Origin of the sequence: Chromobacterium vaccinii (genome assembly GCF_000971335.1) — a bacterium.
Classification (GTDB): Bacteria; Pseudomonadota; Gammaproteobacteria; order Burkholderiales; family Chromobacteriaceae; genus Chromobacterium; species Chromobacterium vaccinii.
Map to the genome: position 1 here is coordinate 118,228 of NZ_JZJL01000001.1, position 22,540 is coordinate 140,767.

Here is a 22,540-nt window from a genome sequence, read left to right on the forward strand (position 1 = left end):
ACATGATTATCAGCCCTCCCATTCTCAAAACGCCCCAAGGCAACGCCGGTGATGAGCAATGGCTTGCCAGCCTGATGCCGTTCTCTTCCCGAGGCGGCTTCCCCATCGCCAGCCGGATGGCGTGGCATGGCGGCCAACACATCGAACATACCGACACCGGCGCGCACGGCGAACCGGTGCGCGCCATCGCCGACGGCGTGGTCGTATACAAGAGAACGCCCTCGCCCGACGCCGACAAAAAGCCGCTGGCTTACCAGGGAGAGACTGACAACGGCTGCGTGGTGATCAAGCACAACACGGAAATAGGCGAGGGGCCGGATGGCCAGATCGAGTACTACTCCATCTACATGCATCTCAAGGAAGTTTTCGTCAAAAACAAGCAGCCGGTAAACCGCAAGGACAGCCTGGGCAGCGTAGGCAGCTGCAACGGCAAGAACGCCATTCATCTGGAAATCATTTGCGACGACGCCAACCTGAAAAAGATCGTCGGCAGAAGCTCCGGGAAGCTGGACATCAGCACGGATGGCCGGGACAAGATCATCTACGGCGACATGCATTTCTACCTGCCGCCCGGCACACCGTTCTATGCATCGATTGCCTCACCGCAAGCGCCCACCGGCAGCGGGGCGCCTGTGCATACCTCCACGGTGCCTTTGTTTGTGACGATGCGATTCGAGCGCGGAAAGTGCTTGTTGTCCACCCGCCAGGAAGATCAACATCAGGAGAGCCTGTATATTGATGTTGGCCAAGAGATACCCGAAAAGGATAACGAGTACGAGTATAATCTCTATGCAAAAGCGAATAAGCTAGCAGATGCTTTTCATATCGCACCCAGCGCAACGTATGAGCTGCTACGCTTTGGCCGAGTGATCAATACAGATCACGAAGCTCCCATTGCACCAGGTTCAATTCCGCATTGGCACATGGTGAATTATCCGGGGGGGCAAGGATGGGTCGATCTAAATTCTGTAGAGGTCAAAAAATTCAGTGATGCCGACTTCCCTCACTGGATGGATTGGACGTTGATTAGTGATGACCCTACACCAGATAGCCAGTGTAACTCCCCAACACTAGAAAAGTGGCTTTTGGGAAATACTGGCAAAAAACTAACTAAAGATATTGTTACTACCGCAGTCGCCGACCCCAAAATTCAATCTAGGCTCTCACACGCAATATGTAAATTCCCAACCGAGTGGGAAAAATCCCAACTAGATACCCGTTATGCTTGGCTGAAACAGAAGAGTGACATCCTCGACGAACCGATGACAGAAGAAAAGTATGCCGAGTTCAAAGCATACGTAGAAGCACTCTGTTTTTGGGATGAAGCTGCTATTGGTATTGATAGTAATCACTGGCACCTTTGCCCAAGAATATTTATCTCGCAATTCAGAAAAAATTGCTGGCTAAGCAAAGATGAACTTGAGAAGGTATATCCAAACAAACTAATACCTAAAATGGCTAACCAAACCCCTGACGAATTACGTGAGCAATATCGCACCCATCTTAACAAGGTAACCAGAAAATATATATACAACTCTCCGATTAAACTTACCCATTTTTATGGACAAGGCGCAGTAGAGTCTGGGTTACTAACCAAGATGGTTGAGCAAAGCCAAAAGCAAGATTATATAAATAAAAAGGGGCTAGGATTAGAACCTAGATCTATCGCCTCAGAAAAAGATTTGGGACATTGGTATGGGGCTATATCTGAGGAGCAAGATCTATATTATTCAAAAGAGAAATACAATAGCAAAGGAATTAGAATTACAGGATCATACAGCTGGTTGAATGGCAACTGCGGCGATATAGATGCACAAAAATTTAGAGGGCGAGGCTTTAAACAACTAACAGGGAGATCTAACTATGCCGCTTATTGGGTTTATCGTGGATTCTTAAAAAAAATCAATATGATGACGGTTGGTGGAACGATCATGCGTATAAGAGCAAGGATGCTAAATCTATGAAAAAGCGACCTGCGCCAATCGATGATCCACAAAAAATAACTATTGATGATTACAACTGCATTGATGCTGGTGGATTCTACCTAGCATTTGAGCGGCCCAAATCCTTAAAGATTATGGGGCAACGTGGTTCCGAGGCCGTAAGGCTAATAACATTGGCAATTAATGGAGGTGACATTGGTCTTCCAGATAGAAAAAAGCACACGGAGCGAATTGAAAAAATACTCTTGGAATAAATTAGCTTGCATGGCGCTGTTCTTTTCATCCACAGTCTTTGCAGGTGAGGACTATCAGCTCCCTATCGCAGGTGGATACACTTTTTCAGTAATCTCGCCCAATATTGTTTTAGCTGTAGGAAAAGAACAAAAATGTACAATAACAAATTTAAAATCCACTCCAGGAGCAGACCCTAGGCTACCCCTTAGGCTCAGCAATGATGAGGAATATATCATATTATCAGAGCATGATTATATATCCAAAAATGCACTTAAGGACTGTATCAATCAAGTCAAAGCCTCTTCTATAAATAGCCTCCTTTTTGACATCAATAAAAATAAGGGATTAATATTAAGCGCTGATATATTCTCAACATCTCCTGATGGTTACTTAGCAGATTTGTATGATACAAAGTTAAAGAAAAGCATCTTTCAAGCAAAAGGCTTTTTTAACAAAAGAGTATCAGTAGAAAAACAGCTAGCAAATGTATTCACTTTAACCAGCAATGGAATCATCTCAAAAGATGGTCGATATATTTCTGTCAATGGGGATCCTGATTGCACAGGCGATTCATACCCAGGTGTTTATGATATAAAAATAGGAAAGCAGATCAATAGCTCAGTTATGGGTGAGCTAGATAGTGATGCTTTAGATCTTGCATGCAAAAAGCTTTTTAAATAAACCCATGTGACATGGCTCGGCCATTCCAAAACAATGGCAATAGCTACTCTCAATCCATTCTATTCGATTAAAGCTACTACACCACTGCTATGCTCAATGACAAGGTTGCGCCTTAAACTATTCAATACGAAGCAGAGCTACCAATTTCACAGAAACCGCCACCCAAAACCATCCCCCTCCCGGCTCACCACACCAGCCGATGACGAGCCAAAGTGAGCGGTGAACACGGTGGCTTTGTGCTCACAGGCGTACTCCAGCAGCCAACGGCGGGAAGCGCGCGCGCCGTCTTGCTCCCGGCAGAAGGCTGAGTTCCATTCCGGGTGGTAGACCTGCACCGGCGAATGCATCGCGTCGCCGGTAAAGATGGCGGTTTCGCCGGCGGAATGCAGCGTGATGGACATGTGCCCGGCGCAATGCCCGGGCGTGGGATGGAAATGGAAGGCCTCTTCGTAATCGTCACCCCCCGCATGGATGCCAATCCCCTGGCCGCTGGCCAGCACCGGGGCCACGCTGTCGTCAAACACCATGCGGCGCTTGTCGGCCTCCGGCGTGGCGAAGAAGTCCAACTCGCCCTGCGGCATCGCGTAACGGGCATTGGGGAAAGTGGGCACCCAGCGGCCGTCCACCAGCCTTGTGTTCCAGCCGACATGGTCGGCATGCAGATGGGTCAGCAGCACGTGGTCCACATCTTCCGGCTGGATGTTCAACATTGCCAGACGCTCCAGAAACGGCGTGCGCAGCCGGTGGAACAGCGCGTTGAACGGACGCTCCTTGTCATTGCCCAGCCCGGTGTCGATCAGGAACACCTTGCCGCCCAGCTCCACCACCCAGGTATGCACGCTGAGGATGATGTGCTCGCCGCTATCGTCGAACAGCGCGCGCAGTTGCGGCTGCTCGGCCAACACGCCATCGCGCCAGTCCACGTACAGGTAGGTCGGAGTGATGCCGGTGAGCAGGGTATCCGTCACGCGCGTTACGCGCGCATTGCCGATGCGGTAGGTTTGGGCGTTCATCGTGGCTCTCTTGATCATCAATGCGCCGCCTGGGCGGCGCCGGGTAGAGCTCTACTATCCCGGAAAGTATTCATGCCTTCCAATGCCGATTTATGAATTTGTGATAAATTTCAGGCATCACTGGCATTGGAAAGATCATCATGGAGCTGCGGCATCTGCGTTATTTCGCGGCGGTGGCCGAACACACCAGCATGCGGGCCGCGTCCGAGCGGCTGCACATCACCCAGCCGGCCATCACGCGCCAGATCCAGGACTTGGAGGAAGAGCTGGGCTTCGCGCTGTTCACGCGCTCCCCCCGCGGGCTGCGGCTGACGCCGGCGGGCGACAGCTATCTGCGCGACATCCGCCGGATACTGGCCGCGCTTGACGCAGCCGGCGCGAGCGCGCGCCGGGTTGCCGACGGCGCTGCCGGCCAGCTGCGGCTGGGCTATGTGGAAAACACTGGTTGGGATGGCGTGGTGCCGCAGGCGTTGCACCGTTTTCAGGCGCAAACGCCGGACGTGAGCCTGTCGCTGTCCACGCTGAACAGCCCGGAACAGTTCGCCGCCATCGATCAGAGTGCGCTGGACGGCGGCTTTGTCTATCAGTTGGGCCCCTTGCCGGATGGCTTCAACACGCTGCCCTTGCTGGGGCAAGACGTGGTGCTGGCGCTGCCGCGCGCCTGGCGGATAGCGCACGACGAGGCGCAACCGTTCGACCTGCGCGCGCTGGCTGGGCGGCCCTTCGTTTCTTTCCCCCGCGCGGTCTATCCCGAATACCACGACCGCCTGTTCAGCGCCTGCCTGCAGGCTGGCATCCGGCTGGACGTGGTGCAGGAGCAGCCCACCGAGGCGGCGATGCTATCGCTGGTCTGCGCCGGCATCGGCGCGGCCATCGTCAATGCGGCCAATCTGGCGCGTCCGCCGGCGCAGGTACGGTTTTACCGGCTGCAGAATCTGTCGGTGCCGCTGCCGCTGTGTTTCGTCTGGAAACGGGAGGCAGGCAATCCGGCGCTGGCGCGCTTTATCGATAGCTTGCGGCGAACCATCGCGAAGCCGCAGTCCCCGCCATGAAGAAAAACTACGGCCCGCAATCCGTCGCGGCCACGCTTTAGCCAATCTACACGCCAGAAGAAAACCAAACCCATGCGTAAACCTGCCCCGTTCCGCGCGCTGCTCGCCGCCGGCCTGCTGACACTCGCCGGCCCATGCCTGGCCGCCAAAGACATCGCCCAAGCCTCCGACTTCCTGGACTACCTCCATCCTGGCGCAGAGGATGCGCCGCTGACCTACCACGACCTGATCATGGCTGACGGCTACCACCTCTATTTCACATTCCATGGCGACCAGCCGGCCTCCCGGTACCAAGCATGGCCGCTAGAGCGGCTGCGCCGCGAACTGCTGCCGGAGCTGGACCGCTACGCCTGCGCCGATACGCTGACCGCCCGCCCAGGCGATGACATGCGCTGGCCGGAATATCGCCGCAAGGGCGGCAACCTGGTGGTGCATGTGGAAAGCCTGCAAGACGTCGATTACTCGGTGGTGATGATCGCGCCGGGTCGGGCGAGCCTATGCCGCTAGCCACCACGCGTCCATAAACAAACAGGCGAGGCGGTATCCCGCCTCGCCTGCGATCGCGCATCGCTGCCCGCCGCTTACAGCTTGAACTGCCCGATCAGGCTTTCCAGCTCCTCGCCCAGCCGCGCCAGCGCCACCGTAGCCTGTTGCGCCTGGTGGATGGAATCGTCGGTCTGCAGCAGCATGCCGTGGATGTTTTCGATGTGGCGGGCGATTTCCTGACTGGCGCTGGACTGCTCGGCCGTGGAGACGGCGATGTCGCCCACCGCGCGCACCACCTGCTGCGCCTGGCCGCTGATCTGCTGAATCGATTGCGACGATTCGCCAGCCAGCCTCACGCCCTGCTCCACCTGCTCCAGCGCGCCGTTCATGCTGTCGGACGCGTGGGTGGTGTCTTTCTGCATGGTCTGGATCACGTCAGAGATTTCCAGCGTGGCCTTGGCAGTACGCTCGGCCAGTTTGCGCACTTCATCCGCCACCACCGCGAAGCCGCGGCCCTGCTCGCCGGCGCGGGCGGCTTCAATCGCCGCGTTCAGCGCCAAGAGATTGGTCTGGTCGGCGATATCGCGGATCACCGACACGATGCCGGAAATGCGGTCGGAGCGCTGCTGCATGCCGCCCAGCACCTCGGCCAACTGGCGCACGGTGCCGGCGATGCGGCCGATCTCCGCCGCGGTGGCGTCCACGTTGGCGGCGGCCTGATTGGACAGGGTGTCCGCCTCGCGGGCACGCTGCTCGGCCACCCGCGCCGATTCGGCGATGTGGGTGACGCTGACCGACAGCTGCTCGACGCTGGCGGCGGTGGCGTTGGCCGCCTGCGACTGGCGGGCGGAGCTGTCGCGGATCTGGTTCACGTCGCCGGACAGCTGGCGCACCGAGCCCAGCATGTCGCCGGCATGGCGGCGCACGTCCAGCATCATTCGGCGCAGCGAGCCGGTGAAGGTGTTGAAAGCGCCGGCGGCCTGGCCGATCTCGTCGCGGCTGGCGATGGACAGCTCGCGGGTGAGGTCGCCGCTGCCGGAGGCCAGCTCGGTCATCGCGCCCTGCAGCCGGCCCAGCGGACGCAGCAGCTGGTTCAGCGTGGCGCCCAACAGCAGCAGGATCAGCGCCAGGATGCCCAGGCTGATGAAGGCGGACTGCCAGCTGGCCGCGCGCACCGGGGCGAAGGCCTCGTCCTCGGGAATGGAGATGCGCACCGCCCACGGCGTGCCGGCCTCGCCGACCACGATGGGCATGATGAAGTGGCGGAAGCCGTCGTCGCTGCGGTATTCGGCCGGGCGGCCGTCCTTGATCGCCGCCTTGGCCTCGGCCGGCAGGTCCGGCGCGGCCTTGCCGTTCAGCCCGGGCTGGCGGCCGGCCAGCTGCACGCCGCCATTGGAGTACAGGCTCATGAAGCCGGCGCCGTAGGGCTGCACCTTGGCCGCCATTTCCTGCAGGTGGCCCAGCGCGATGTCGCAGCCGGCCACGCCCAGCACCTTGCCGCCGATATTGAGCGGGAAGGAAATGGTGCCCATCAGGATTTTCACATCGGGGTCGACATAGGGCTCGGTCAGCATCGGCTTGCCGGTCTTGCGCGGCTCGGTGTAGTAGGCGCTTTCGTCGACGCCGTCGCTGCCCCACACCACATCCACCTTGCCCGCCTTGCGGAACCAGTACACGCCGTAGCGGCCGGTGTGGTCGTTTTCCGGCTTGCCGGCCAGCTCGGCGTCGCGGCCGTCGAAGGCGTTGGGCTCCCAATCCACCCAGTAGCCGACCGCGTCCGGGTTGTTGGGCAGCTGGCGCCTCACCACTTCGGACAACAGCGAGCGGCCATTAGACGGCAGCGCCGCCTTCACGCCGGCCGCGGCCTCGGCCATCGCCTGCGCGGAATCATAGGTCTTGCCCAGCATGCGCTGCACGCGGCCGGCCTCGCTGCCCGCCAGCAGGCGGGCATGCTCCAGCACCGCGCTTTCCGCGTTGCGGTAGCTGTTGTAGATATTGGCCCCCGCCAGCACGGTAAAGCCGATCAGGATCAACAGGCCGGAGCCGGCCAGTATCTTGCCCTTGATGGTTGCAATCATGGTTCACCTCTTGCCGGACGTGCCGCCCGCCCGATGGCGGTCCGTCCGATTGTCTGCATATTCATCGCGGAATGAGAATCGCTTGTCGCCCCAGGCGCCCGCTTCCCCAGCCCAGAAGGTAACGCAGGAAACGTTCTAGCACAAAGGAATGATTACCGATGCCGCGCAAGGGTGGCGATGATACGCCGCGCGCCGCCTGCTGGCCACCCGGCTACCAGCTGGCGCGCTTGAACAGGCTGAGCCGGTTGACGCGGAACAGCCGCGCCGGCCGCTGGCTGCCGCCCTGGAACTGGTCGGTGGCGATCAGGATGTCGGCCTGGTCGGCCGCCTCGCCGGGGCTCATGTCCCCCACCTTGATGCCCAGCCGGGAGCGGAAGGTGCCGCGCGACACCGTCTCGCCGAAGATCTGCTCATAGGTGCGCTGCAGCTGGGTCAGCGTGAACTGCTCCGGCAGCAGCCAGCACGGCAGCGTGGAGTAGCTGGCCTTGTTGCGCACCCGCTCCGCCGCCGCGCGGATCTGCTCGGCGTGGTCGAAGGCCAGCTCCGGCAATTGGTCGACATCATAGAAATGGAACACCTCGCCGCCGGCCTGGCGCAGCTCCTCGTGCGGCATCAACGCCACGTGGGAGATGGCCGCCGACCAGCCGCGCGGATCGCGCGCCGCGCCGGCGAAAGTGCCCAGTTGCTCTAGGTAACGCGGCTCGACGCCGGTCTTTTCGCGCAGCACGCGGCGCGCGGTGTCCTCGGCGGTGGCGTCCTCCTGCGGATGCACATAGCCGCCCGGCAGGGCCAGGCAGCCCTGGAACGGCGGGCGGGCGCGCCGGTGCAGCGCCGCCTGCAGCTTGCCCTGGCGCAGAGTGAGCAACACGACATCCACGCTGACGATGAGAGCGGGGCGATTAGGGTGCATGAGGTATCCGTTTAATCGATTCTTTCCGATATTTTCGCCTTCTTAGTTGCAAAATTCAACTAAGCACGGATATACTGCGCACAAGATAGTTGAAAAAAACAACTAAGATTGCCAGCCGACATGGTTTGCCCCCGGCAGCACACAACAAAGGACCGCATCGATGATCACCGCCAGCTACCTCAGCCACAACGGCCAGCAACGCGCGCTGCGCCTGGATTTCTTCACCTTCCCCGGCGGCGAAGTGCACGCCACGGCGGAAACCGGCGCGCCGGCCGCCGAGCTCTGCATCCGCGCCGACCTGCGCGACGCCGGCGCGATCATCTCCCTGTTGATGGCTACCGACGCGCTGCGGCGCGCTTATCCCGGCGCGCCGCTGGAGCTGTGCCTACCCTACGTGCCCTACGCCCGCCAGGACCGGGTGGCCAATCCGGGCGAGGCCTTGTCGGCCAAGGTGTTCTGCGGCCTGATCAACCAGCAAGGCTACAGCCGGGTGCGGATCCAGGACCCGCACAGCGACGTGGTGACCGCGCTGCTGGACCGGGTGGAGGTGGAAGACCCGCTGCCGGCGCTGCGCCGCGCGCTAGAGGCGATCGGCCCGGCCACGCTGGTGGCGCCGGATGCCGGCGCCCGCAAGCGGGTGCTGAAGCTGGCCCAGCAGCTGGGCTGCGGCGCCGTCTGCGCCGACAAGGTGCGCGACACCGTCACCGGCAAGATCAGCGGCATCGAACTGCACGGCGCGCTGCCGGCCGGCCCGCTGCTGGTGGTGGACGACATCTGCGACGGCGGCGGTACCTTCGTCGGCCTGGCCGAAGCCATCGCCGCCCGCCAGGCGGCGGAAGGCCAGCTCGCGCCGCTGTACCTGTACGTGACCCACGGCATCTTCAGCCGCGGCTTGGACCGCCTGCTGGAGCGCTTCGACGCCGTGTTCGCCCGCAATGACTGGAGCTGCGACGCCCGCTGCCGCCTCGTCTGAGCGCGCCGACAAAGCCCAGATCCCGCGGCACGCCTCGGCTCAGCCGCCCAAGTCCAAACACAGATCGAAGGAGAAGCATGATGACCACCCCGAAAACCGCGCAAGACAAGAACCAGCTGGCTCCGTTCAACCTGGCCGACTTCTACAAGACCGGCCACCCGGCGATGTACCCGCGCGCAACCACCCGGCTGGTGGCCAACTTCACGCCGCGCTCGGCCAAATACGCGCCGGTGCTGCCGCAGCTGTTCGACGACAAGGTGGTGTGGTTCGGCCTGCAGGGCTTCATCCAGGAATACCTGATCGATCTATTCAACCGCGAATTCTTCCAGCGCCCGAAAGCGGACGCGGTGCGCCGCTACCAGCGCCGGATGGACACCGCGCTCGGCACCGGCGCGGTGGACGGCGGCCGGCTGGAAGCGCTGCACGATCTGGGCTACCTGCCGCTGGAAATCCGCTCGCTGCCGGAAGGCGCGCGGGTGGACATCAAGGTGCCGCCGGTCACTTTCTCCAATACCCATCCGGACTTCCCCTGGGTGGCCACTTACTTTGAAACGCTGTTCAGTTGCGAGAGCTGGAAGCCGTCCACCGTGGCCACCATCGCCTTCGAATTCCGCAAGCTGCTGACTTACTTCGCCGCCCTCACCGGCGCGCCGCAGGACTTCGTCGCCTGGCAAGGCCACGATTTCTCGATGCGCGGCATGAGCGGCGTCCACGACGCGATGCGCTGCGGCGCCGGCCACCTGCTGTCGTTCACCGGCACCGACACCATCCCGGCTCTGGACTATCTGGAAGACCACTACGGCGCCGACGCCGAGCAAGAACTGGTCGGCGGCTCCATCCCGGCGTCCGAGCACAGCGTGATGGCCTTGCGCATCCTGCTGACGCGGCAGCGGCTGGCGCGGATGCCCGCGCACAGCGGACTGGACGACAAGGCGCTGCGCCGGCTGGCCGAACGCGAGGTGGTGCGCGAATTCGTCAGCCGCGACTACCCGGCGGGCATGGTGTCCATCGTTGCCGACACCTTCGACTTCTGGAACGTCGTCACCGTGATCGCCCACGAGTTGAAGGAAGACATCCTGGCCCGCCGCCCGGACGCGCTGGGCAACGCCAAGGTGGTGTTCCGCCCGGACTCCGGCGACCCGGTGAAGATCCTCACCGGTTATCGCGACGACGAGCTGCTGTTCGACGACGCCGGCAACTGCACCGCGCGCGACGATGGCCGCCCGGTCAGCGCAGCCGAGCGCAAGGGCGCGGTGGAGTGCCTGTGGGACATCTTCGGCGGCGGCGTCACCGAGCGCGGCTACCGCGCGCTGGACAGCCACGTTGGCCTGATCTACGGCGACTCCATCACCCTGCCGCGCGCCCGAGACATCCTGCTGCGGCTGGCCGACAAGGGCTTCGCCTCCAGCAATGTGGTGTTCGGCATCGGCAGCTTCGTCTACGGCATGAATTCGCGCGACACCTTCGGCTATGCGCTGAAGGCGATCTACGCCGAGGTGGACGGCGAGGCCGTCGACATCTACAAGGACCCGGCCACCGACGACGGCACCAAGAAATCGGCCCGCGGCCTGCTGCGGGTGGAAGAGGAGAACGGCCGCTACGTTCTGCACCAGCAACAGACGCCGGCCGAAGCCGACGGCGGCGCGCTGCGGCCGGTGTTCCGCGACGGCGAGCTGCTGGCCAGGCAAACGCTGGCCGAGATCCGCCAGCGGCTGCAGGCGTCGTGGACCTGCCCGCAACCGGGCAGCCTGGACTGGACCGCATAGCAACACCGCCCGCCGCCCGGCGGGCTTGCCACTTTCAGGCAAAATGCCAATACTAACAAGGCAAATGCCGATGGAGGCCATCATGTCCCAAGCCCTGTTCAAACCCGATGCCGGCTCGCTGCCGGAACAGCCGCGCGCGCCGGCGCTGCGTTTCGCCCGGCTGTCGCGCATCATCGGCCAGAAAGTGCGCTCCGACCTGGAAGTGGCGCGCTATGTCGCCAACGGCGCCGACACCGGCCTGATCGACCATCTGGCCGGCGAAGGACTCACCCGCAAGGAGCTGGAGTTCGTGATTCCGGCGCGCACGCTGTCCCACCGCATCAAAAAGCACGAAAAGCTGAGCCGCGACGAGTCCGAGCGCGGCGTGCGGGTGGCCAGCCTGCTGGTGCTGGCGCAGCAGGTGCTGGGGGAGGAAGCCACCGGTTGGCTGCGGCAGCCGCTGCGCCGCTTCGACGACGCCAGCCCGCTGGAAATGGCGCAGACCGAGCAGGGCGCGCGGCTGGTGGAAAACCTGCTGGTTCAGATCGACGAAGGCTACGTGGCGTGATCGCCTGGCGGATCAGCAATTACGCCGATCTGAACGGCCTGGGCGGGCTGCGCGCCGACGGCCGCTGGCACCACGCCGGCCGGCCCGTGGTCTACCTGGCCGACCACGCCGCCAGCGCGATGCTGGAAATGCTGGTGCACAGCGAGCTGCGCCGCCTGCCGGCCAGCTTCCAGCTATTGAAAGTGGAGTTGCCGGACGACGGCATGCTGGACCTGGACCCGGCCGCGCTGCCCGCCGGCTGGCGCGCCCGCCAGGAAGACACCCGGCGGCTGGGAGACGCCTGGCTGGCGCAGGCGCCCAGCGCGCTGCTGCGGGTGCCGAGCGCGCTGGCGGTGGAAGGCTGGAACCTGTTGCTCAACCCGCTGCACCCCGCTGCCGGCCGCTGCCGGGTTCTCGAAGCCATCGCCGCGCCGCTTGACGCGCGGCTGCGCCAGTCCTGAGCGGCCGGCTCCGTCGTCGGCCCGGCTCAGCGGATCTCGATGTCCGCCAGATGATAGGTGCCGGTACGGCTTTCCTGGCAGAACACCCTGGCCTCTACGGTGACGGTCCTCCCCTGGTAGCGCGCCATCCCTTCCTGGTTCAAGGCCAGCCGGGCCATCGTCTGCCCGCCGCAGGCGGCGCCGTCGTCCAGCCGCAGCGGGCGGCGCAGCCTCAGGTAATGAGCGCGAAACAGCGTGCCCTCGGCCTTGCTGCCGCTGGAGATCGGCCCGGTGACGATGCCGCGCAGCGTCAGTCGGGTGTCGCCGTCGGCGCGCACCGGCATGGCGGCGGCGGCATGGCAGTTGGCCAGCAGGCACAGGCTGGCGATCAGGCGGGTGCGATGATGTGTCATGGTTCTCTTGGCGGAACGTGGGGGCGGCTCGCCGGACCGCAAAAAAATAAGCGATGGGTTTTACCAACCCACCGCTTATGTCATTGGCGTTTGCGCCTGTCAATGTAACTATGCCCGTCAGCGACCGGCCATGCCCTCCAGCACCTTGCTGGACAAGGCCTGCGGCTGGGCGGTGACGCGCAGCAGATGGCGCAGCGCCGGGTGCGGCGGCCGGTGCACCGCGATGCCCTCGGCCAGCAGCTGGCGCTGGATGGCCTCGGACTGCGCGGCGTTGGGATAGACGACGCTGACGAAATTGGTGTGCGAGGGCAGCACGGTCAGGTCGCGCTCGCGCAGCGCGTCGGCCAGCTTGTCGCGCAGCAATACCGTGGCCTGCACCAGCTGACAGGCGTAATCCGGCGCGTCCAGCACCGTCGCCGCCGCGTGCTGGGCGATGCCAGACAGCGCGTACTGCGGCCGGATCTGGTCCGCCTTGGCGATGACGTCGGCCGGCGCCAGCGCGAAACCGACGCGCAGGCCAGCCAGCGCGTAGGCCTTGGACAGCGTGCGCAGCCGCAGCGTATTGGCCAGCACGCCGGAGGGCGGGGCGTCCTCCGGCAGGGTACAGAAATCGATATAGGCCTCGTCCAGGATCAGCAGCGTCTGCGACGGCAGCTGCTGGCGCAGCGCCTGGATGTCGGCCGCCGACCAATAATGGCCAGTGGGATTGTCTGGATTGGCCAGGTAGACCACCACCGCGCGCTCGGCCTGCGCCACCTCGCACAGGCGGGCGAGATCGGGCCGCAGGCCCACGCCCTGCGCCTGGTACGGCACTTCCAGGATGCGGGCGCCGACGCCCTCGGCGAAATAACGGAAGGCCGGGTAGGTGCCGGCGCTGCACACCACCGCGTCGCCGGCGTTGCAGCGCAGCCGCAGCGCCAGCAGGATCAGGCTGTCGGCGCCACAATCGAACAGCACCTGGCTGTTTTCCAGCCCCAGCCGCTGCGCCACCCGCTCGCGCAGCGCCAGCGCGTACGGGTCCGGGTACAGCCGGGCCAATTCGGCCAGCGCCTCGCCCCACGGCTCCAACAGCGGCGAGGCCGGCTTCACCATGCTCTCGTTGGCGCCCAGCCGGCTGACCACCTTGCGGCCCAGCGCCGCCTCCAGCTTGGCGATGCCGGGAAACGGGTTGACGATGGTATGGTGTTCCAGATGACGCGCGTAGTGGGGCATGGCGGCTCCTATTCCCGGGAAACGACGGCCCATTCTAGGCCAAGCCCCGTTCAGACAAGCGATTGCTTGGAAATATCCTTATGTCGCCGCGCTCAACGGGAAGCGGAAGCGTCCGCCTTGGGCGCGGAGGCGTCCGGTTTGACGGCGTGGGCGGCGGACGGCGCCTTCTTGGGCTGCTGCGGCAGCACCAGCGGGCCTTTGTAGCCGCAAGCGGCCAGGATCAGGGTCAAACTTGCGCAAGCGAGCAGGGTACGCATACTGATGGCAATCCGATATGGCAAAATCGACATACTAGCAAAACCTTGCCGGGCGGTGTTGCCGCCGCCGGCGCCATCAGGGAAACATCATGACCGAAAGCGAATTCCTGCAACTGAGCGACGACATCTTCGATCGCATCGAACAGGCGATAGACCAACACGGGCTGGACGCCGACACGCTGCGCCAGGGCAATGTGCTGGAGATCGAGTTCGACAGCGGCGACAAGGTGATCGTCAACCGCCACGCCGTCAACCAGGAAATGTGGATCGCCGCCAAGAGCGGCGGCTACCACTTCTCGCGCCGCGGCGAGGACTGGATCGCCAGCCGCGACGGCGCGGAGTTCTACGCGACGCTGGCCGAGGCCATCCGCGCCGGCAGCGGAGAAGCGTTCAGCTTCGCTGGCTGAGCCCTCAGCCGGCGGCGTGGCACAGCATGGCCACCGCCACGCCGGCGGCCACGAACGCGAAGCCGCGCGACACCTGCCGCTGCGCCAGCCGCCGTATCAGCCAGCGCCCGGCCATCATTCCGGCGAGCGCGGCGGCGGCGAAGGCCAGCGTGGGCAGCGCCGGCGGCCGCGCGCCGTGCCAGTAGGCGGACAGCGCGCTGCCGCCGCCGACCAGCGCGATCACCAGCAGCGAAGTGGCGACGATGGCGTGCATGCCCAGGTCGCTGAGCCGGCGCAACGCCGGCACAATGACGAAACCGCCGCCCACGCCCAGCAGGCCGGTGAGAAAGCCGGTGAACGCGCCGACGCCGGCCAGCGCGGCGATGCTGGCCGGATGCCAGGCCAGGCGGCCGGTTTCCGGCTGCACCCGGCACAAGGCGCCGCGTCCATCCCTCTCCGCTTGGCCGTCCCGCGCGCCGGACCAGGCGCGCCAGGCGACGATCAGCAACACCAGCGCGAAACTCGCCGCCAGCCAGGCGGCCGGCAACAGATGCGCCGCCCGCGTTCCCAGCGCCGATCCCGGCAGGCCGCACAGCGCCATCAACGCGGCCGCGCGGTAGCGCACCTCGCCCCGCCGCCATCCCTCCCAGGCGCCGAAAGCCGCGCCGGCCGCCACGGCCAGTAGCGCCACCGGCGCCGCCTGCGGCACACTCCAGCCTTGGGACGCCATCAGCGCCGGCACCGCCAGAATGCCGCCGCCGGCGCCGGTCAGGCCCAGCACCGCGCCCACCAGCGCGCCCAGCAACAAAGTCAGCGCCATGTCCGCCTGGACAGTAAAATCGTCATGATGAAATTTCTAAAAGAAATATGCTTATAACAGTATATTATTTCAGCCGCCGCGCGCGCCATGCCCGGAGGACAGAATGACCGCCCAGATCGCCAGCTTTTTCGACGCCGCCACCGGCACCATCAGCCACATCGTCTACGACCGCCCGGGCGGATGCGCCGCCGCGGTCGATCCGGTGCTGGACTTCGACTTCCGCTCCGGCCGCACTTCGCGCGCGTCGGCCGACCGGCTGCTGGCCTTCCTGGCCGAGCAGCGGCTGACGCTGCAGTGGATACTGGAAACCCACGCCCACGCCGATCATCTGTCGGCGGCGCCCTATCTGAAGCAACAGGCCGGCGGCCGCGTCGCCATCGGCGCGCGCATCGTCGAGGTGCAGGCCATCTTCCGCCGCGTGTTCAACCTGGAGCCGGCCTTCCGCTGCGACGGCTCGCAGTTCGACCACTTGTTCCAGGATGGCGAGACCTTCCGCATCGGCGAGCTGGAGGCGCGAGTGATCGCGCTGCCCGGCCACACCCCGGCCGACGTCGGCTATCAGATCGGGGACGCGGTCTTCGTCGGCGACACGCTGTTCATGCCGGACGTGGGCACCGCGCGCTGCGACTTTCCCGGCGGCGATCCGGCCGAGCTGTACCGCTCCATCCGCAAGCTGCTGGCGCTGCCGGCCGACACCCGGCTGCTGATGTGCCACGACTACCCCCCGGCCGGGCGCGAGCCTGCCTGGAGCGCGACCGTGGCGGAGCAGCGCGCCGCCAATCTGCACGCCCGCGACGGCGTCGACGAAGCCGCCTTCGTCCAGATGCGCGCCGCGCGCGACAAGACGCTGGCGATGCCGCAATTGCTGCTGCCGGCGGTGCAAGTCAACATCCGCGCCGGCATGCCGCCGCCGGCCGACGACAACGGGGTCCGCTATTTGAAGCTGCCGCTGGACGCGCTCTGAGCGCGGCGGGCGCTCTCGCGCTTCGCCAGATCCAGCGCCTTGACCCGCGCGCCGATATCGCCCTGCGCGCCGGCGCGCGCATACCAGCGTATCGCCGCCGGGATGTCCCGCTTCACGCCCTGGCCATGCTCGTACATGCTGGCGATCAGATACTGCGCGCCGGCATCGCCCTGCTTGGCCGCCTCCTCGTACCAGTAGGCGGCCAGGCGGTCGTCCTGCGGCGCGCCGCGGCCGAGGAAGTACTGGGTGGCGAGGTCGATCTGGGCCGGCAGATAGCCCTGGCGGGCGGAGAGCTGGAACCAGCGCGTCGCCTCGGGCAGCGATTTAGGCACGCCGTCGCCCCGCTCGGCCAACAGTCCCAGCGCGTGCTGCGCCCGGTCCAGCCCCAGCTCCGCCGAGCGCTTCAGCCAGTACACCGCCCGCGTCTTGTCCACCGCGCCGGCCTCGCCCTTCCAGTCCATCATCGCCAGATCGAAGGCCGCCACCCGGTCGCCGTTCTGCGCCGCCTGCCAGAAGGCGATGCGGGCCGCGGCCAGATGCCCGGCCTGGTATTCCCGCCAGCCCGGCACCTCCGGCTCCGCCGCGCCCGCGCTCAACGCCGCCAGCAGCAGCGCCAGCATGATTCCCGATCTCATAGGCCCTCTCCCCGTCCATGCCGGTTGGTCGCTGCGCGGCGCGAATCCTGACATCGCGCCGCCTTGGGCTGACGGCGCGGACCGTGGCAGGCTACAATATTTCGACTAGATGTCATTATCCGGAGTCCTCGATGAGTTCCACCCTGGTTGATCCGCTGTGGTCGGCCATCCGCGACGAAACGCTGGCGGCGGTCAACGACGAGCCGCTGCTGGCCAGTTTCCTGCACATGACCGTTCTGCGCCACGCCACGCTGGAAGACGTATTGGCCTTCCACCTGTCCACCAAGCTCGCCAGCCCGGTGATGGATCCGCGCGCGCTGCAGGAGCTGTTCCGCGAGGCCTTCCAGGCCGATCCGGCGATCAGCGCCGCGCTGCGCGCCGACATCCGCGCCTGTTTCGAGCGCGACCCCGCCTGCGACCGCTATTCCACCCCGCTGCTGTACTTCAAGGGCTTCCACGCGATCCAGAGCCAGCGCGTCACCCACTGGCTGTGGCAGCAGGGCCGGACCACGCTGGCGCTGTTCCTGCAGAACCGCATCTCCGAGGTGACCGGCGCCGACATCCACCCCGCCGCGCGCGTCGGCCAGGGCGTGATGCTGGACCACGGCACCGGCCTGGTGGTCGGCGAAACCGCCGTGATCGGCAATAACGTGTCCATCCTGCACGGCGTGACGCTGGGCGGCTCCGGCAAGGAGCGCGGCGACCGCCATCCCAAGATAGGCGATGGCGTGATGCTGGGCGCGGGCGCCGCGGTGCTGGGCAATATCCGCGTCGGCGAATGCGCGAAAGTGGGCGCCGGCAGCGTGGTGCTGGAAGACGTGCCGCCCCACGCCACCGTGGCCGGCGTGCCGGCCCGCATCGTGGCCCAGGCCTGTCCGGGCACCCCGGCGCTGGACATGGACCAACGGGTGTAGGTGCCGTTTTTCTGTAATTAAAGTACACCGGGGCCTGCGCCCCGGCGCCGCCCGACAACCCGTCTGTCCTGCCGGCGCTTCCTGAAGCCGGCCCCCCGGCATCTCGCTTGCGGCCTTGCGCGGCAAGGCTGCGGCTGTTTTGGTAGTTTTCCAACAGTACCGATGCCAACGGCTTGGCGCTGTGTAGCTTAGCCGCTACAATGCGCGCGGCCGGCGACCGCCCCGATATTGCATGGCGGCGCCGGGTTCATCAGGAAAACCACCCCATGAACGTCAGAGTTGTCGACTACCGCGCCCCGGACGCCGCGGAGCAGTTCACCCGTTCCCTGCACGAAACCGGCTTCGGCGTGCTGACCAACCACCCCATCCCGCAAGACCTGGTTGAAAAGATCTACGCCGACTGGCTGGGCTTTTTCAACAGCGAAGAGAAATTCGACTACGCCTTCTCGGCGGAAAAGCAGGATGGCTGGTTCTCCCCGGAAGTGTCGGAAACCGCCAAGGGCGCCACGCTCAAGGACATCAAGGAATACTTCCACATCTACCCGTGGGGCCGCGCGCCGTCCCAGCTCAAGGCCGACGCCGACCGCTACTACGGCATCGCCAACCAGCTGGCGCGGGAACTGCTGTCCTGGGTGCAGCAATACACCCCGGCCGACATCGCCGCCAACTACCGCGAGCCGCTGTCCCACATGATCCAGGACAGCCAGCAGACGCTGCTGCGCGTGCTGCGCTACCCGCCGCTGACCGGCGACGAGCCCGCCGGCTCGCTGCGCGCCGCCGCCCACGGCGACATCAACCTGCTGACCATCCTGCCCGCCGCCAACGAGCCGGGCCTGCAAGTGCAAGGCAAGGACGGCGAGTGGCTGGACGTGCCCTGCGACTTCGGCACCCTGGTGGTCAATATCGGCGACATGCTGCAGGAAGCGTCGGCCGGCTACTACCCGTCCACCCAGCACCGCGTGGTCAACCCCAGCGGCGAGGGCGCGAAGAAAAGCCGCATCTCGCTGCCGCTGTTCCTGCATCCGCGCCCGGACGTGATCCTGTCCGACCGCTGCACCGCCGGCGCCTACCTGGACGAGCGCCTGCGCGAACTGGGCGTGAAGATGTAACCGCCCATCCGCCACGCCAAACGGCCTCAGCCCCGCTGCGGCCGTTTTTTTATGCCCTTCCCCCGCCTCTCTGCTGCGCCGCAGCCATTCGCAAACTACGATAAAACTTAAGAAAAGCACGCTGCGGCGGCCACGTCGCGCCGCAGCCATCGGTAGAAGGGAATCTATGCGCGGCACTCTCACGCGCCCTCCGGCGGTCCCGGACTGGCTGCCCAATGCCCTGGTGGCGCTGCTGTATTGCGCGGCGGCCTGGCTGGGCGACCGCTTTCTGATGCTGGAGCTGGGAATGGACACGGTGCTGTGGCCGCAGCCAGCGCTGGCACTGGCCGCCCTGCTGCTGCGAGGCCGGCGGGCCTGGCCGGGCGTGCTGCTGGGCGCGCTGCTGGTGGAAGGATGGCGCTGGTCGGGCCAGGCCCCCGGCCTGAACTGGCTGCTGCCGGCGCTGGGCATCGCCGCCGGCGTGCTGGCGCAGACGCTGGCCGGTGCCTGGTTGGTGCGCCGCCATCTCGGCGCCGGCAATCCGCTGGGCAGCTTCGGCCACTGCCTGCTGTTCTGCCTAATCGTGGCGGCGTCCGCGCTGCTGGGCACGCTGATCGCCATCGCCTTCGCCTATCTGGGCCAACTGGTGCCGCAAAAAATGCTGCTGGCGCAAGGCTGCCTGTGGTGGCTGTGCAATGCCAGCGGCACGCTGCTGTTCGGCAGCCTGCTGCTCAATCTCTACTACCACGGCTGGCCCAGGCTGGGCCGCGAAGCCTGGTACGAGATGCTGGCCTACTTCGGCACGGTGGCGCTGCTGACCGCCAGCATCTTCATCTGGTGGCATCCCACCATGGACACCACTTATCCGCTGGACATGCTGGTGCTGCCGCTGGTGGCGTGGGCGGCGTTCCGCTTCAGCCCGCGGGAGGTGGCGCTGGCGCTGCTGCTGATCACCCTGCTGGCGCTATGGGGCACCCGCCACGGCGGCGGCCCCTATCTGGGCTTTTCCGCCTACAGCACGCTGATCATCCTGCAGACCTATATCGGCATCCTGACCGTGGTGGCGCTGTGCGTCGCCGCGCTGATGAGCGAGCAGCGCCTCATCAAGCAAGAACTGGGAAGGCAGCAGGAGCAGCTGGAACAGCAGGTGCGCATCCGCACGCTGGCGCTGGAACAATCGCACGCCGAGGTGCTGGCGCTGTCGCGGGTGGACTCGGTGACCGGCATCGCCAACCGCCGCTGCTTCGAGGAAAGCCTGGACGGCGAATGGCGGCGGGCGCGGCGGCTGGGCGCGCCGCTGGGCATGCTGATGATAGACATCGACTACTTCAAGCTCTACAACGACCACTACGGCCACGTCAGCGGCGACTACTGCCTGCGCGAGGTGGCGCAGGCGATACGCGGCAGCGTGCGGCGGCCGCAGGATCTGGTGGCGCGCTACGGCGGCGAGGAGATCATCTGCCTGCTGCCGGACACCGGCGCCGAGGGCGTGGCCGTCGTCGGCGAGGCGGTGCTGGAGGCGGTGCGCGAACTGCAGCTGCCGCACGCCAGCTCGGCGGTGGCCAGCATCGTCACCATCAGCATAGGCGGCGCCACCGTGCATCCGCACGAGGTGGCGGACAGCCGCCAGCTGATCGAGGCCGCCGACCGCGAGCTCTACCGCGCCAAGCAGCAAGGCCGCAACCGGCTGGTGATCGCCGGACGCGACGAGGCGACAGCCAGCCGCTAGCGCGCGTCGGCGGCCATGCCGCGGAAACGCTCCTCCAGCAGCCGCAACACCCGCAGCGTCGCCGCCAGCTCCGCGGCGTCGATGCCGTTCAAGGCCTGATCGAAAAACGCCTGCCGCTGCGGCGCCGCCGCGCGCAACAGCGCCGCGCCGGCCTCGTCCAGCGTCACCAGCGTCTGGCGGTTGTCGGCCGGATCGGTGTCCCGCCGCACCAGCTTCCCGGCCTCCATCGGCTTCAACTGCCGCGTCAGCGCGCCGGGGTCCATCTGCAGATGGCAGGCCAGCTGCTTCTGGCTGGCGGTGCCCAGATCCTCCAGCGCCTTCAGGATGCGCCAGCGCGGCAGCGCCTCGCCGACCCGGCCCTCGAAGGCGCTGTACATCGCGCGGCTGCTGCGGCCCAGTTGCTGCAGCAGATTGGGGGGATGCTCATTCATGCCGCAGCTCCTGTTCCGGGACCGCGCTGTCCAGCCTCACCGCCGGCACCTTGCGCACCAGCCACAGGCCCAGCAGCAACCCCAGCGCCACCAGCCACTGGCTGCAATGGATGGCGTCCACCAGCAATTCGCGGCTGGCGGCCAGCAAGCCGTCGGCGCCGACCGCCGCATGGCGGAACTGCGCCAGGCTGTCGGCGTTCAGCAGCGTCTGCGGATCCGCCAGCCAGGACCGCCAGCTCTCGCCGTGGCGCGCGGTCAGCAGCGCCTCCACGCTCTCCCGGAAACGGTGGCTGACCACCGCCCCCATCACCGCCGTGCCCAGCATGCCGCCCACCATCCGCGTCGACTGCAGCATCGCGGTGGACACGCCCAGTTGCTGGCGCGGCGCCAGTTGCTGGACAAAGATGGTCAAGTTGGGCATCAGCAGGCCCAGTCCCAGTCCGCCCATCATCATATTGGCGAAAATCAGCGCGTGCGGCGTGGACGGCGTAGTGCGCGCCAACAGCGCAGCGGTGGCCGCGAACATCAGCAGGCCCAGGCCCAGCAGCCGCGTCGGATGCTTCAGCCGTTGCACGATGCGGCCGTTGAGCATGCTGCCTATGGTGATGAACACCACCAGCGGCGTCACCAGCAGGCCGGCCTGGTTGGGCGACAAGCCGAAGCCGGCCTGGAACATCAAGGGCGCGTAATACATTACCGCGAACATGCCGAAGCCCATCAGCAAGGACAGCCCGAACAGCGGCGCCAGGCCCTTGTGCGACAGCATGCTGGGCGGCAGCAGCGGATTGGGGCTGCGCTTTTCCCACCAGAGCAGCGCCGCCAGCGCGGCCAGGCCCAATCCGGCCAGCGCGGCCAGCAGCAGCGGCGGCTTGTGCTGCGGCAGCCACTCCACCGTCAGCTGCAGCGAGCCTAGGAACAGCGCGATCAGCACCGCGCCCTGCCAGTCCAGCCGCGACGGCGGCCGCTCGTCGTGGCGGATCACCGGCAGGAAGCGCCAGACCAGCCACAGGCTGGCCACGCCGACCGGCAGATTGACGAAGAACACCCAGCGCCAGCCCAGGTACTCGGTGAGAAAACCGCCCAGCGACGGCCCGATGGCGTTGGCCAGGCCAAAGGACGCCGACAGCATCACCTGCCAGCGCAGCCGCTCGCGGGTGTGGGGAAACAGATCCGGCACGCAGGCGAAAGTGGTGGCCACCAGCATGCCGCCGCCGACGCCCTGCAAGGCGCGCGCCAGCACCAGCTGCAGCATGTCCTGGGCCAGGCCGCACAGCATGGAGGCGGCGGTGAACAATACGATGGCGGTCAGCACGAAGGGTTTGCGGCCGTGGTCGTCGCCCAGCTTGCCGAAGACGGGGACAGTGATCACCGAAGTCAGCAGATAGGAGGTGCCCACCCAGGCGTACAGCGCGAAGCCATGCAGATCGGCTACCACGGTGGGCATCGCGGTGCCGACCACGGTCTGGTCCAGCGCCACCATGATCAGCACGCAGCACAGGCCCAGCATCGCCATCAGCCGCTGGCGGAAGTCCAGACCGGCAGCCAGGCCGGCTGGGGAGGAAGGAGCGTTCATGATTGATAAGGCAATA

The 22,540-nt window shown here is 65.2% G+C and carries 24 protein-coding genes; 14 read left to right on the forward strand and 10 right to left on the reverse strand.

Features of this window, described 5'->3' with window-relative positions; all coding sequences use genetic code 11:
• Positions 1-2: 2 nt before the first annotated feature.
• The 3 genes from VL52_RS00540 to VL52_RS24340 are packed head-to-tail and all read left to right on the forward strand — an operon-like array spanning position 3 to position 2,858.
• Positions 3-1,964, forward strand: coding sequence for a peptidoglycan DD-metalloendopeptidase family protein (locus VL52_RS00540; protein ID WP_052729040.1), 1,962 nt, complete (start codon positions 3-5; stop codon positions 1,962-1,964).
• A complete protein-coding gene (locus tag VL52_RS24335) occupies positions 1,961-2,197 on the forward strand; it encodes a hypothetical protein (protein WP_144410129.1) in 237 nt (78 codons plus the stop codon). Before VL52_RS00540 ends, VL52_RS24335 begins: the two co-directional genes overlap by 4 nt.
• A complete protein-coding gene (locus VL52_RS24340) occupies positions 2,175-2,858 on the forward strand; it encodes a hypothetical protein (RefSeq protein WP_160298897.1) in 684 nt (227 codons plus the stop codon). The genes VL52_RS24335 and VL52_RS24340 overlap by 23 nt, the downstream gene beginning before the upstream one ends.
• A 146-nt stretch (positions 2,859-3,004) precedes the next feature.
• Here VL52_RS24340 and VL52_RS00545 read toward each other — a convergent pair whose 3' ends face one another.
• Positions 3,005-3,871: an MBL fold metallo-hydrolase gene (locus VL52_RS00545; RefSeq protein ID WP_046155315.1), complete on the reverse strand. Its 867-nt coding sequence runs from the start codon at positions 3,869-3,871 to the stop codon at positions 3,005-3,007.
• A 140-nt stretch (positions 3,872-4,011) separates the two neighbouring features.
• Here VL52_RS00545 and VL52_RS00550 point away from each other — a divergent pair, with 140 nt between their 5' ends.
• Together VL52_RS00550 and VL52_RS00555 are read left to right on the forward strand one after the other, a co-directional pair.
• The gene (locus VL52_RS00550; protein WP_046155238.1) at positions 4,012-4,923 is read left to right on the forward strand and encodes a LysR family transcriptional regulator; all 912 of its coding nucleotides are present in this window, start codon (positions 4,012-4,014) and stop codon (positions 4,921-4,923) included.
• Positions 4,924-4,995: 72 nt separating this feature from the next.
• Positions 4,996-5,430, forward strand: a complete 435-nt coding sequence (locus tag VL52_RS00555) for a hypothetical protein (protein WP_046155239.1) — start codon at positions 4,996-4,998, stop codon at positions 5,428-5,430.
• Positions 5,431-5,504: 74 nt separating this feature from the next.
• Here VL52_RS00555 and VL52_RS00560 read toward each other — a convergent pair whose 3' ends face one another.
• Together VL52_RS00560 and VL52_RS00565 are read right to left on the reverse strand one after the other, a co-directional pair.
• Positions 5,505-7,487 carry a methyl-accepting chemotaxis protein gene (locus tag VL52_RS00560; RefSeq protein ID WP_046155240.1) on the reverse strand — a complete coding sequence of 661 codons (1,983 nt, stop codon included), beginning with the start codon at positions 7,485-7,487 and terminating at the stop codon, positions 5,505-5,507.
• Between the two features lie 211 nt (positions 7,488-7,698).
• A complete protein-coding gene (locus VL52_RS00565; protein WP_046155241.1) occupies positions 7,699-8,397 on the reverse strand; it encodes an NUDIX hydrolase in 699 nt (232 codons plus the stop codon).
• Between the two features lie 160 nt (positions 8,398-8,557).
• On the opposite strand from VL52_RS00565, the gene VL52_RS00570 reads away from it, so the two are divergent.
• The 4 genes from VL52_RS00570 to VL52_RS00585 all read left to right on the forward strand — a co-directional run bounded on the left by VL52_RS00570 (position 8,558) and on the right by VL52_RS00585 (position 12,123).
• Positions 8,558-9,370 carry a ribose-phosphate pyrophosphokinase-like domain-containing protein gene (locus tag VL52_RS00570; protein WP_046155242.1) on the forward strand — a complete coding sequence of 271 codons (813 nt, stop codon included), beginning with the start codon at positions 8,558-8,560 and terminating at the stop codon, positions 9,368-9,370.
• Between the two features lie 80 nt (positions 9,371-9,450).
• Positions 9,451-11,136: a nicotinate phosphoribosyltransferase gene (locus VL52_RS00575; RefSeq protein ID WP_046155243.1), complete on the forward strand. Its 1,686-nt coding sequence runs from the start codon at positions 9,451-9,453 to the stop codon at positions 11,134-11,136.
• 82 nt (positions 11,137-11,218) lie between these two features.
• Positions 11,219-11,683, forward strand: coding sequence for an Xre family toxin-antitoxin system antitoxin (locus tag VL52_RS00580; RefSeq protein WP_160298898.1), 465 nt, complete (start codon positions 11,219-11,221; stop codon positions 11,681-11,683).
• On the forward strand, positions 11,680-12,123 hold the full coding sequence (locus VL52_RS00585; protein WP_046155244.1) for an RES family NAD+ phosphorylase: 444 nt from the start codon (positions 11,680-11,682) through the stop codon (positions 12,121-12,123). Before VL52_RS00580 ends, VL52_RS00585 begins: the two co-directional genes overlap by 4 nt.
• 26 nt (positions 12,124-12,149) lie before the next feature.
• Here VL52_RS00585 and VL52_RS00590 read toward each other — a convergent pair whose 3' ends face one another.
• The 3 genes from VL52_RS00590 to lptM all read right to left on the reverse strand — a co-directional run bounded on the left by VL52_RS00590 (position 12,150) and on the right by lptM (position 13,984).
• Entirely contained in the window at positions 12,150-12,515 is a 366-nt protein-coding gene (locus tag VL52_RS00590) for a hypothetical protein (protein ID WP_046155245.1), read from the reverse strand.
• Positions 12,516-12,632: 117 nt separating this feature from the next.
• Positions 12,633-13,727 carry a pyridoxal phosphate-dependent aminotransferase gene (locus VL52_RS00595; protein WP_046155246.1) on the reverse strand — a complete coding sequence of 365 codons (1,095 nt, stop codon included), beginning with the start codon at positions 13,725-13,727 and terminating at the stop codon, positions 12,633-12,635.
• A 92-nt stretch (positions 13,728-13,819) separates the two neighbouring features.
• On the reverse strand, positions 13,820-13,984 hold the full coding sequence (gene lptM / locus VL52_RS24345; protein ID WP_160298899.1) for an LPS translocon maturation chaperone LptM: 165 nt from the start codon (positions 13,982-13,984) through the stop codon (positions 13,820-13,822).
• An 86-nt stretch (positions 13,985-14,070) separates the two neighbouring features.
• Between lptM and cyaY the strand changes: the two genes are divergently transcribed.
• Positions 14,071-14,391, forward strand: a complete 321-nt coding sequence (gene cyaY / locus VL52_RS00600) for an iron donor protein CyaY (RefSeq protein WP_046155247.1) — start codon at positions 14,071-14,073, stop codon at positions 14,389-14,391.
• A gap of 4 nt (positions 14,392-14,395) precedes the next feature.
• On the opposite strand, the gene VL52_RS00605 is transcribed toward cyaY, so the two are convergent.
• Positions 14,396-15,190, reverse strand: coding sequence for a sulfite exporter TauE/SafE family protein (locus VL52_RS00605; RefSeq protein WP_046155248.1), 795 nt, complete (start codon positions 15,188-15,190; stop codon positions 14,396-14,398).
• A 103-nt stretch (positions 15,191-15,293) separates the two neighbouring features.
• On the opposite strand from VL52_RS00605, the gene VL52_RS00610 reads away from it, so the two are divergent.
• Positions 15,294-16,154: an MBL fold metallo-hydrolase gene (locus VL52_RS00610; protein WP_046155249.1), complete on the forward strand. Its 861-nt coding sequence runs from the start codon at positions 15,294-15,296 to the stop codon at positions 16,152-16,154.
• Here the strand turns inward: VL52_RS00610 and VL52_RS00615 are convergent.
• Entirely contained in the window at positions 16,124-16,789 is a 666-nt protein-coding gene (locus VL52_RS00615) for a tetratricopeptide repeat protein (protein WP_046155250.1), read from the reverse strand. The genes VL52_RS00610 and VL52_RS00615 overlap by 31 nt on opposite strands.
• A 131-nt stretch (positions 16,790-16,920) precedes the next feature.
• Here VL52_RS00615 and cysE point away from each other — a divergent pair, with 131 nt between their 5' ends.
• From cysE to VL52_RS00630, 3 genes are all read left to right on the forward strand, one after another.
• On the forward strand, positions 16,921-17,703 hold the full coding sequence (gene cysE / locus VL52_RS00620; RefSeq protein ID WP_021478888.1) for a serine O-acetyltransferase: 783 nt from the start codon (positions 16,921-16,923) through the stop codon (positions 17,701-17,703).
• A 266-nt stretch (positions 17,704-17,969) separates the two neighbouring features.
• On the forward strand, positions 17,970-18,812 hold the full coding sequence (locus VL52_RS00625; RefSeq protein WP_046155251.1) for an isopenicillin N synthase family dioxygenase: 843 nt from the start codon (positions 17,970-17,972) through the stop codon (positions 18,810-18,812).
• A 166-nt stretch (positions 18,813-18,978) separates the two neighbouring features.
• Positions 18,979-20,520, forward strand: coding sequence for a sensor domain-containing diguanylate cyclase (locus tag VL52_RS00630; RefSeq protein WP_046155252.1), 1,542 nt, complete (start codon positions 18,979-18,981; stop codon positions 20,518-20,520).
• Here VL52_RS00630 and VL52_RS00635 read toward each other — a convergent pair.
• Together VL52_RS00635 and VL52_RS00640 are read right to left on the reverse strand one after the other, a co-directional pair.
• Positions 20,517-20,951, reverse strand: coding sequence for a MarR family winged helix-turn-helix transcriptional regulator (locus tag VL52_RS00635; protein ID WP_046155253.1), 435 nt, complete (start codon positions 20,949-20,951; stop codon positions 20,517-20,519). The two genes, VL52_RS00630 and VL52_RS00635, sit on opposite strands and share 4 nt — an antisense overlap.
• Positions 20,944-22,524, reverse strand: coding sequence for an MDR family MFS transporter (locus VL52_RS00640; protein WP_046155254.1), 1,581 nt, complete (start codon positions 22,522-22,524; stop codon positions 20,944-20,946). Before VL52_RS00640 ends, VL52_RS00635 begins: the two co-directional genes overlap by 8 nt.
• Positions 22,525-22,540: the final 16 nt, after the last annotated feature.

Coding starts and splice junctions, on each gene's coding strand:
- VL52_RS00610 (WP_046155249.1), top strand. CDS start 15,294: ATGACCGCCCAGATCGCCAGCTTTTTCGACGCCGCCACCGGCACCATC.
- VL52_RS00570 (WP_046155242.1), top strand. CDS start 8,558: ATGATCACCGCCAGCTACCTCAGCCACAACGGCCAGCAACGCGCGCTG.
- VL52_RS00550 (WP_046155238.1), top strand. CDS start 4,012: ATGGAGCTGCGGCATCTGCGTTATTTCGCGGCGGTGGCCGAACACACC.
- VL52_RS00605 (WP_046155248.1), bottom strand. CDS start 15,190: ATGGCGCTGACTTTGTTGCTGGGCGCGCTGGTGGGCGCGGTGCTGGGC.
- VL52_RS00540 (WP_052729040.1), top strand. CDS start 3: ATGATTATCAGCCCTCCCATTCTCAAAACGCCCCAAGGCAACGCCGGT.
- VL52_RS00580 (WP_160298898.1), top strand. CDS start 11,219: ATGTCCCAAGCCCTGTTCAAACCCGATGCCGGCTCGCTGCCGGAACAG.
- VL52_RS00555 (WP_046155239.1), top strand. CDS start 4,996: ATGCGTAAACCTGCCCCGTTCCGCGCGCTGCTCGCCGCCGGCCTGCTG.
- VL52_RS00635 (WP_046155253.1), bottom strand. CDS start 20,951: ATGAATGAGCATCCCCCCAATCTGCTGCAGCAACTGGGCCGCAGCAGC.
- cysE (WP_021478888.1), top strand. CDS start 16,921: ATGAGTTCCACCCTGGTTGATCCGCTGTGGTCGGCCATCCGCGACGAA.
- VL52_RS24335 (WP_144410129.1), top strand. CDS start 1,961: ATGAAAAAGCGACCTGCGCCAATCGATGATCCACAAAAAATAACTATT.
- VL52_RS00565 (WP_046155241.1), bottom strand. CDS start 8,397: ATGCACCCTAATCGCCCCGCTCTCATCGTCAGCGTGGATGTCGTGTTG.
- VL52_RS00640 (WP_046155254.1), bottom strand. CDS start 22,524: ATGAACGCTCCTTCCTCCCCAGCCGGCCTGGCTGCCGGTCTGGACTTC.
- VL52_RS00595 (WP_046155246.1), bottom strand. CDS start 13,727: ATGCCCCACTACGCGCGTCATCTGGAACACCATACCATCGTCAACCCG.
- VL52_RS00545 (WP_046155315.1), bottom strand. CDS start 3,871: ATGAACGCCCAAACCTACCGCATCGGCAATGCGCGCGTAACGCGCGTG.
- VL52_RS00560 (WP_046155240.1), bottom strand. CDS start 7,487: ATGATTGCAACCATCAAGGGCAAGATACTGGCCGGCTCCGGCCTGTTG.
- VL52_RS00630 (WP_046155252.1), top strand. CDS start 18,979: ATGCGCGGCACTCTCACGCGCCCTCCGGCGGTCCCGGACTGGCTGCCC.
- VL52_RS00590 (WP_046155245.1), bottom strand. CDS start 12,515: ATGACACATCATCGCACCCGCCTGATCGCCAGCCTGTGCCTGCTGGCC.
- VL52_RS00575 (WP_046155243.1), top strand. CDS start 9,451: ATGACCACCCCGAAAACCGCGCAAGACAAGAACCAGCTGGCTCCGTTC.
- lptM (WP_160298899.1), bottom strand. CDS start 13,984: ATGCGTACCCTGCTCGCTTGCGCAAGTTTGACCCTGATCCTGGCCGCT.
- VL52_RS00625 (WP_046155251.1), top strand. CDS start 17,970: ATGAACGTCAGAGTTGTCGACTACCGCGCCCCGGACGCCGCGGAGCAG.
- VL52_RS00615 (WP_046155250.1), bottom strand. CDS start 16,789: ATGAGATCGGGAATCATGCTGGCGCTGCTGCTGGCGGCGTTGAGCGCG.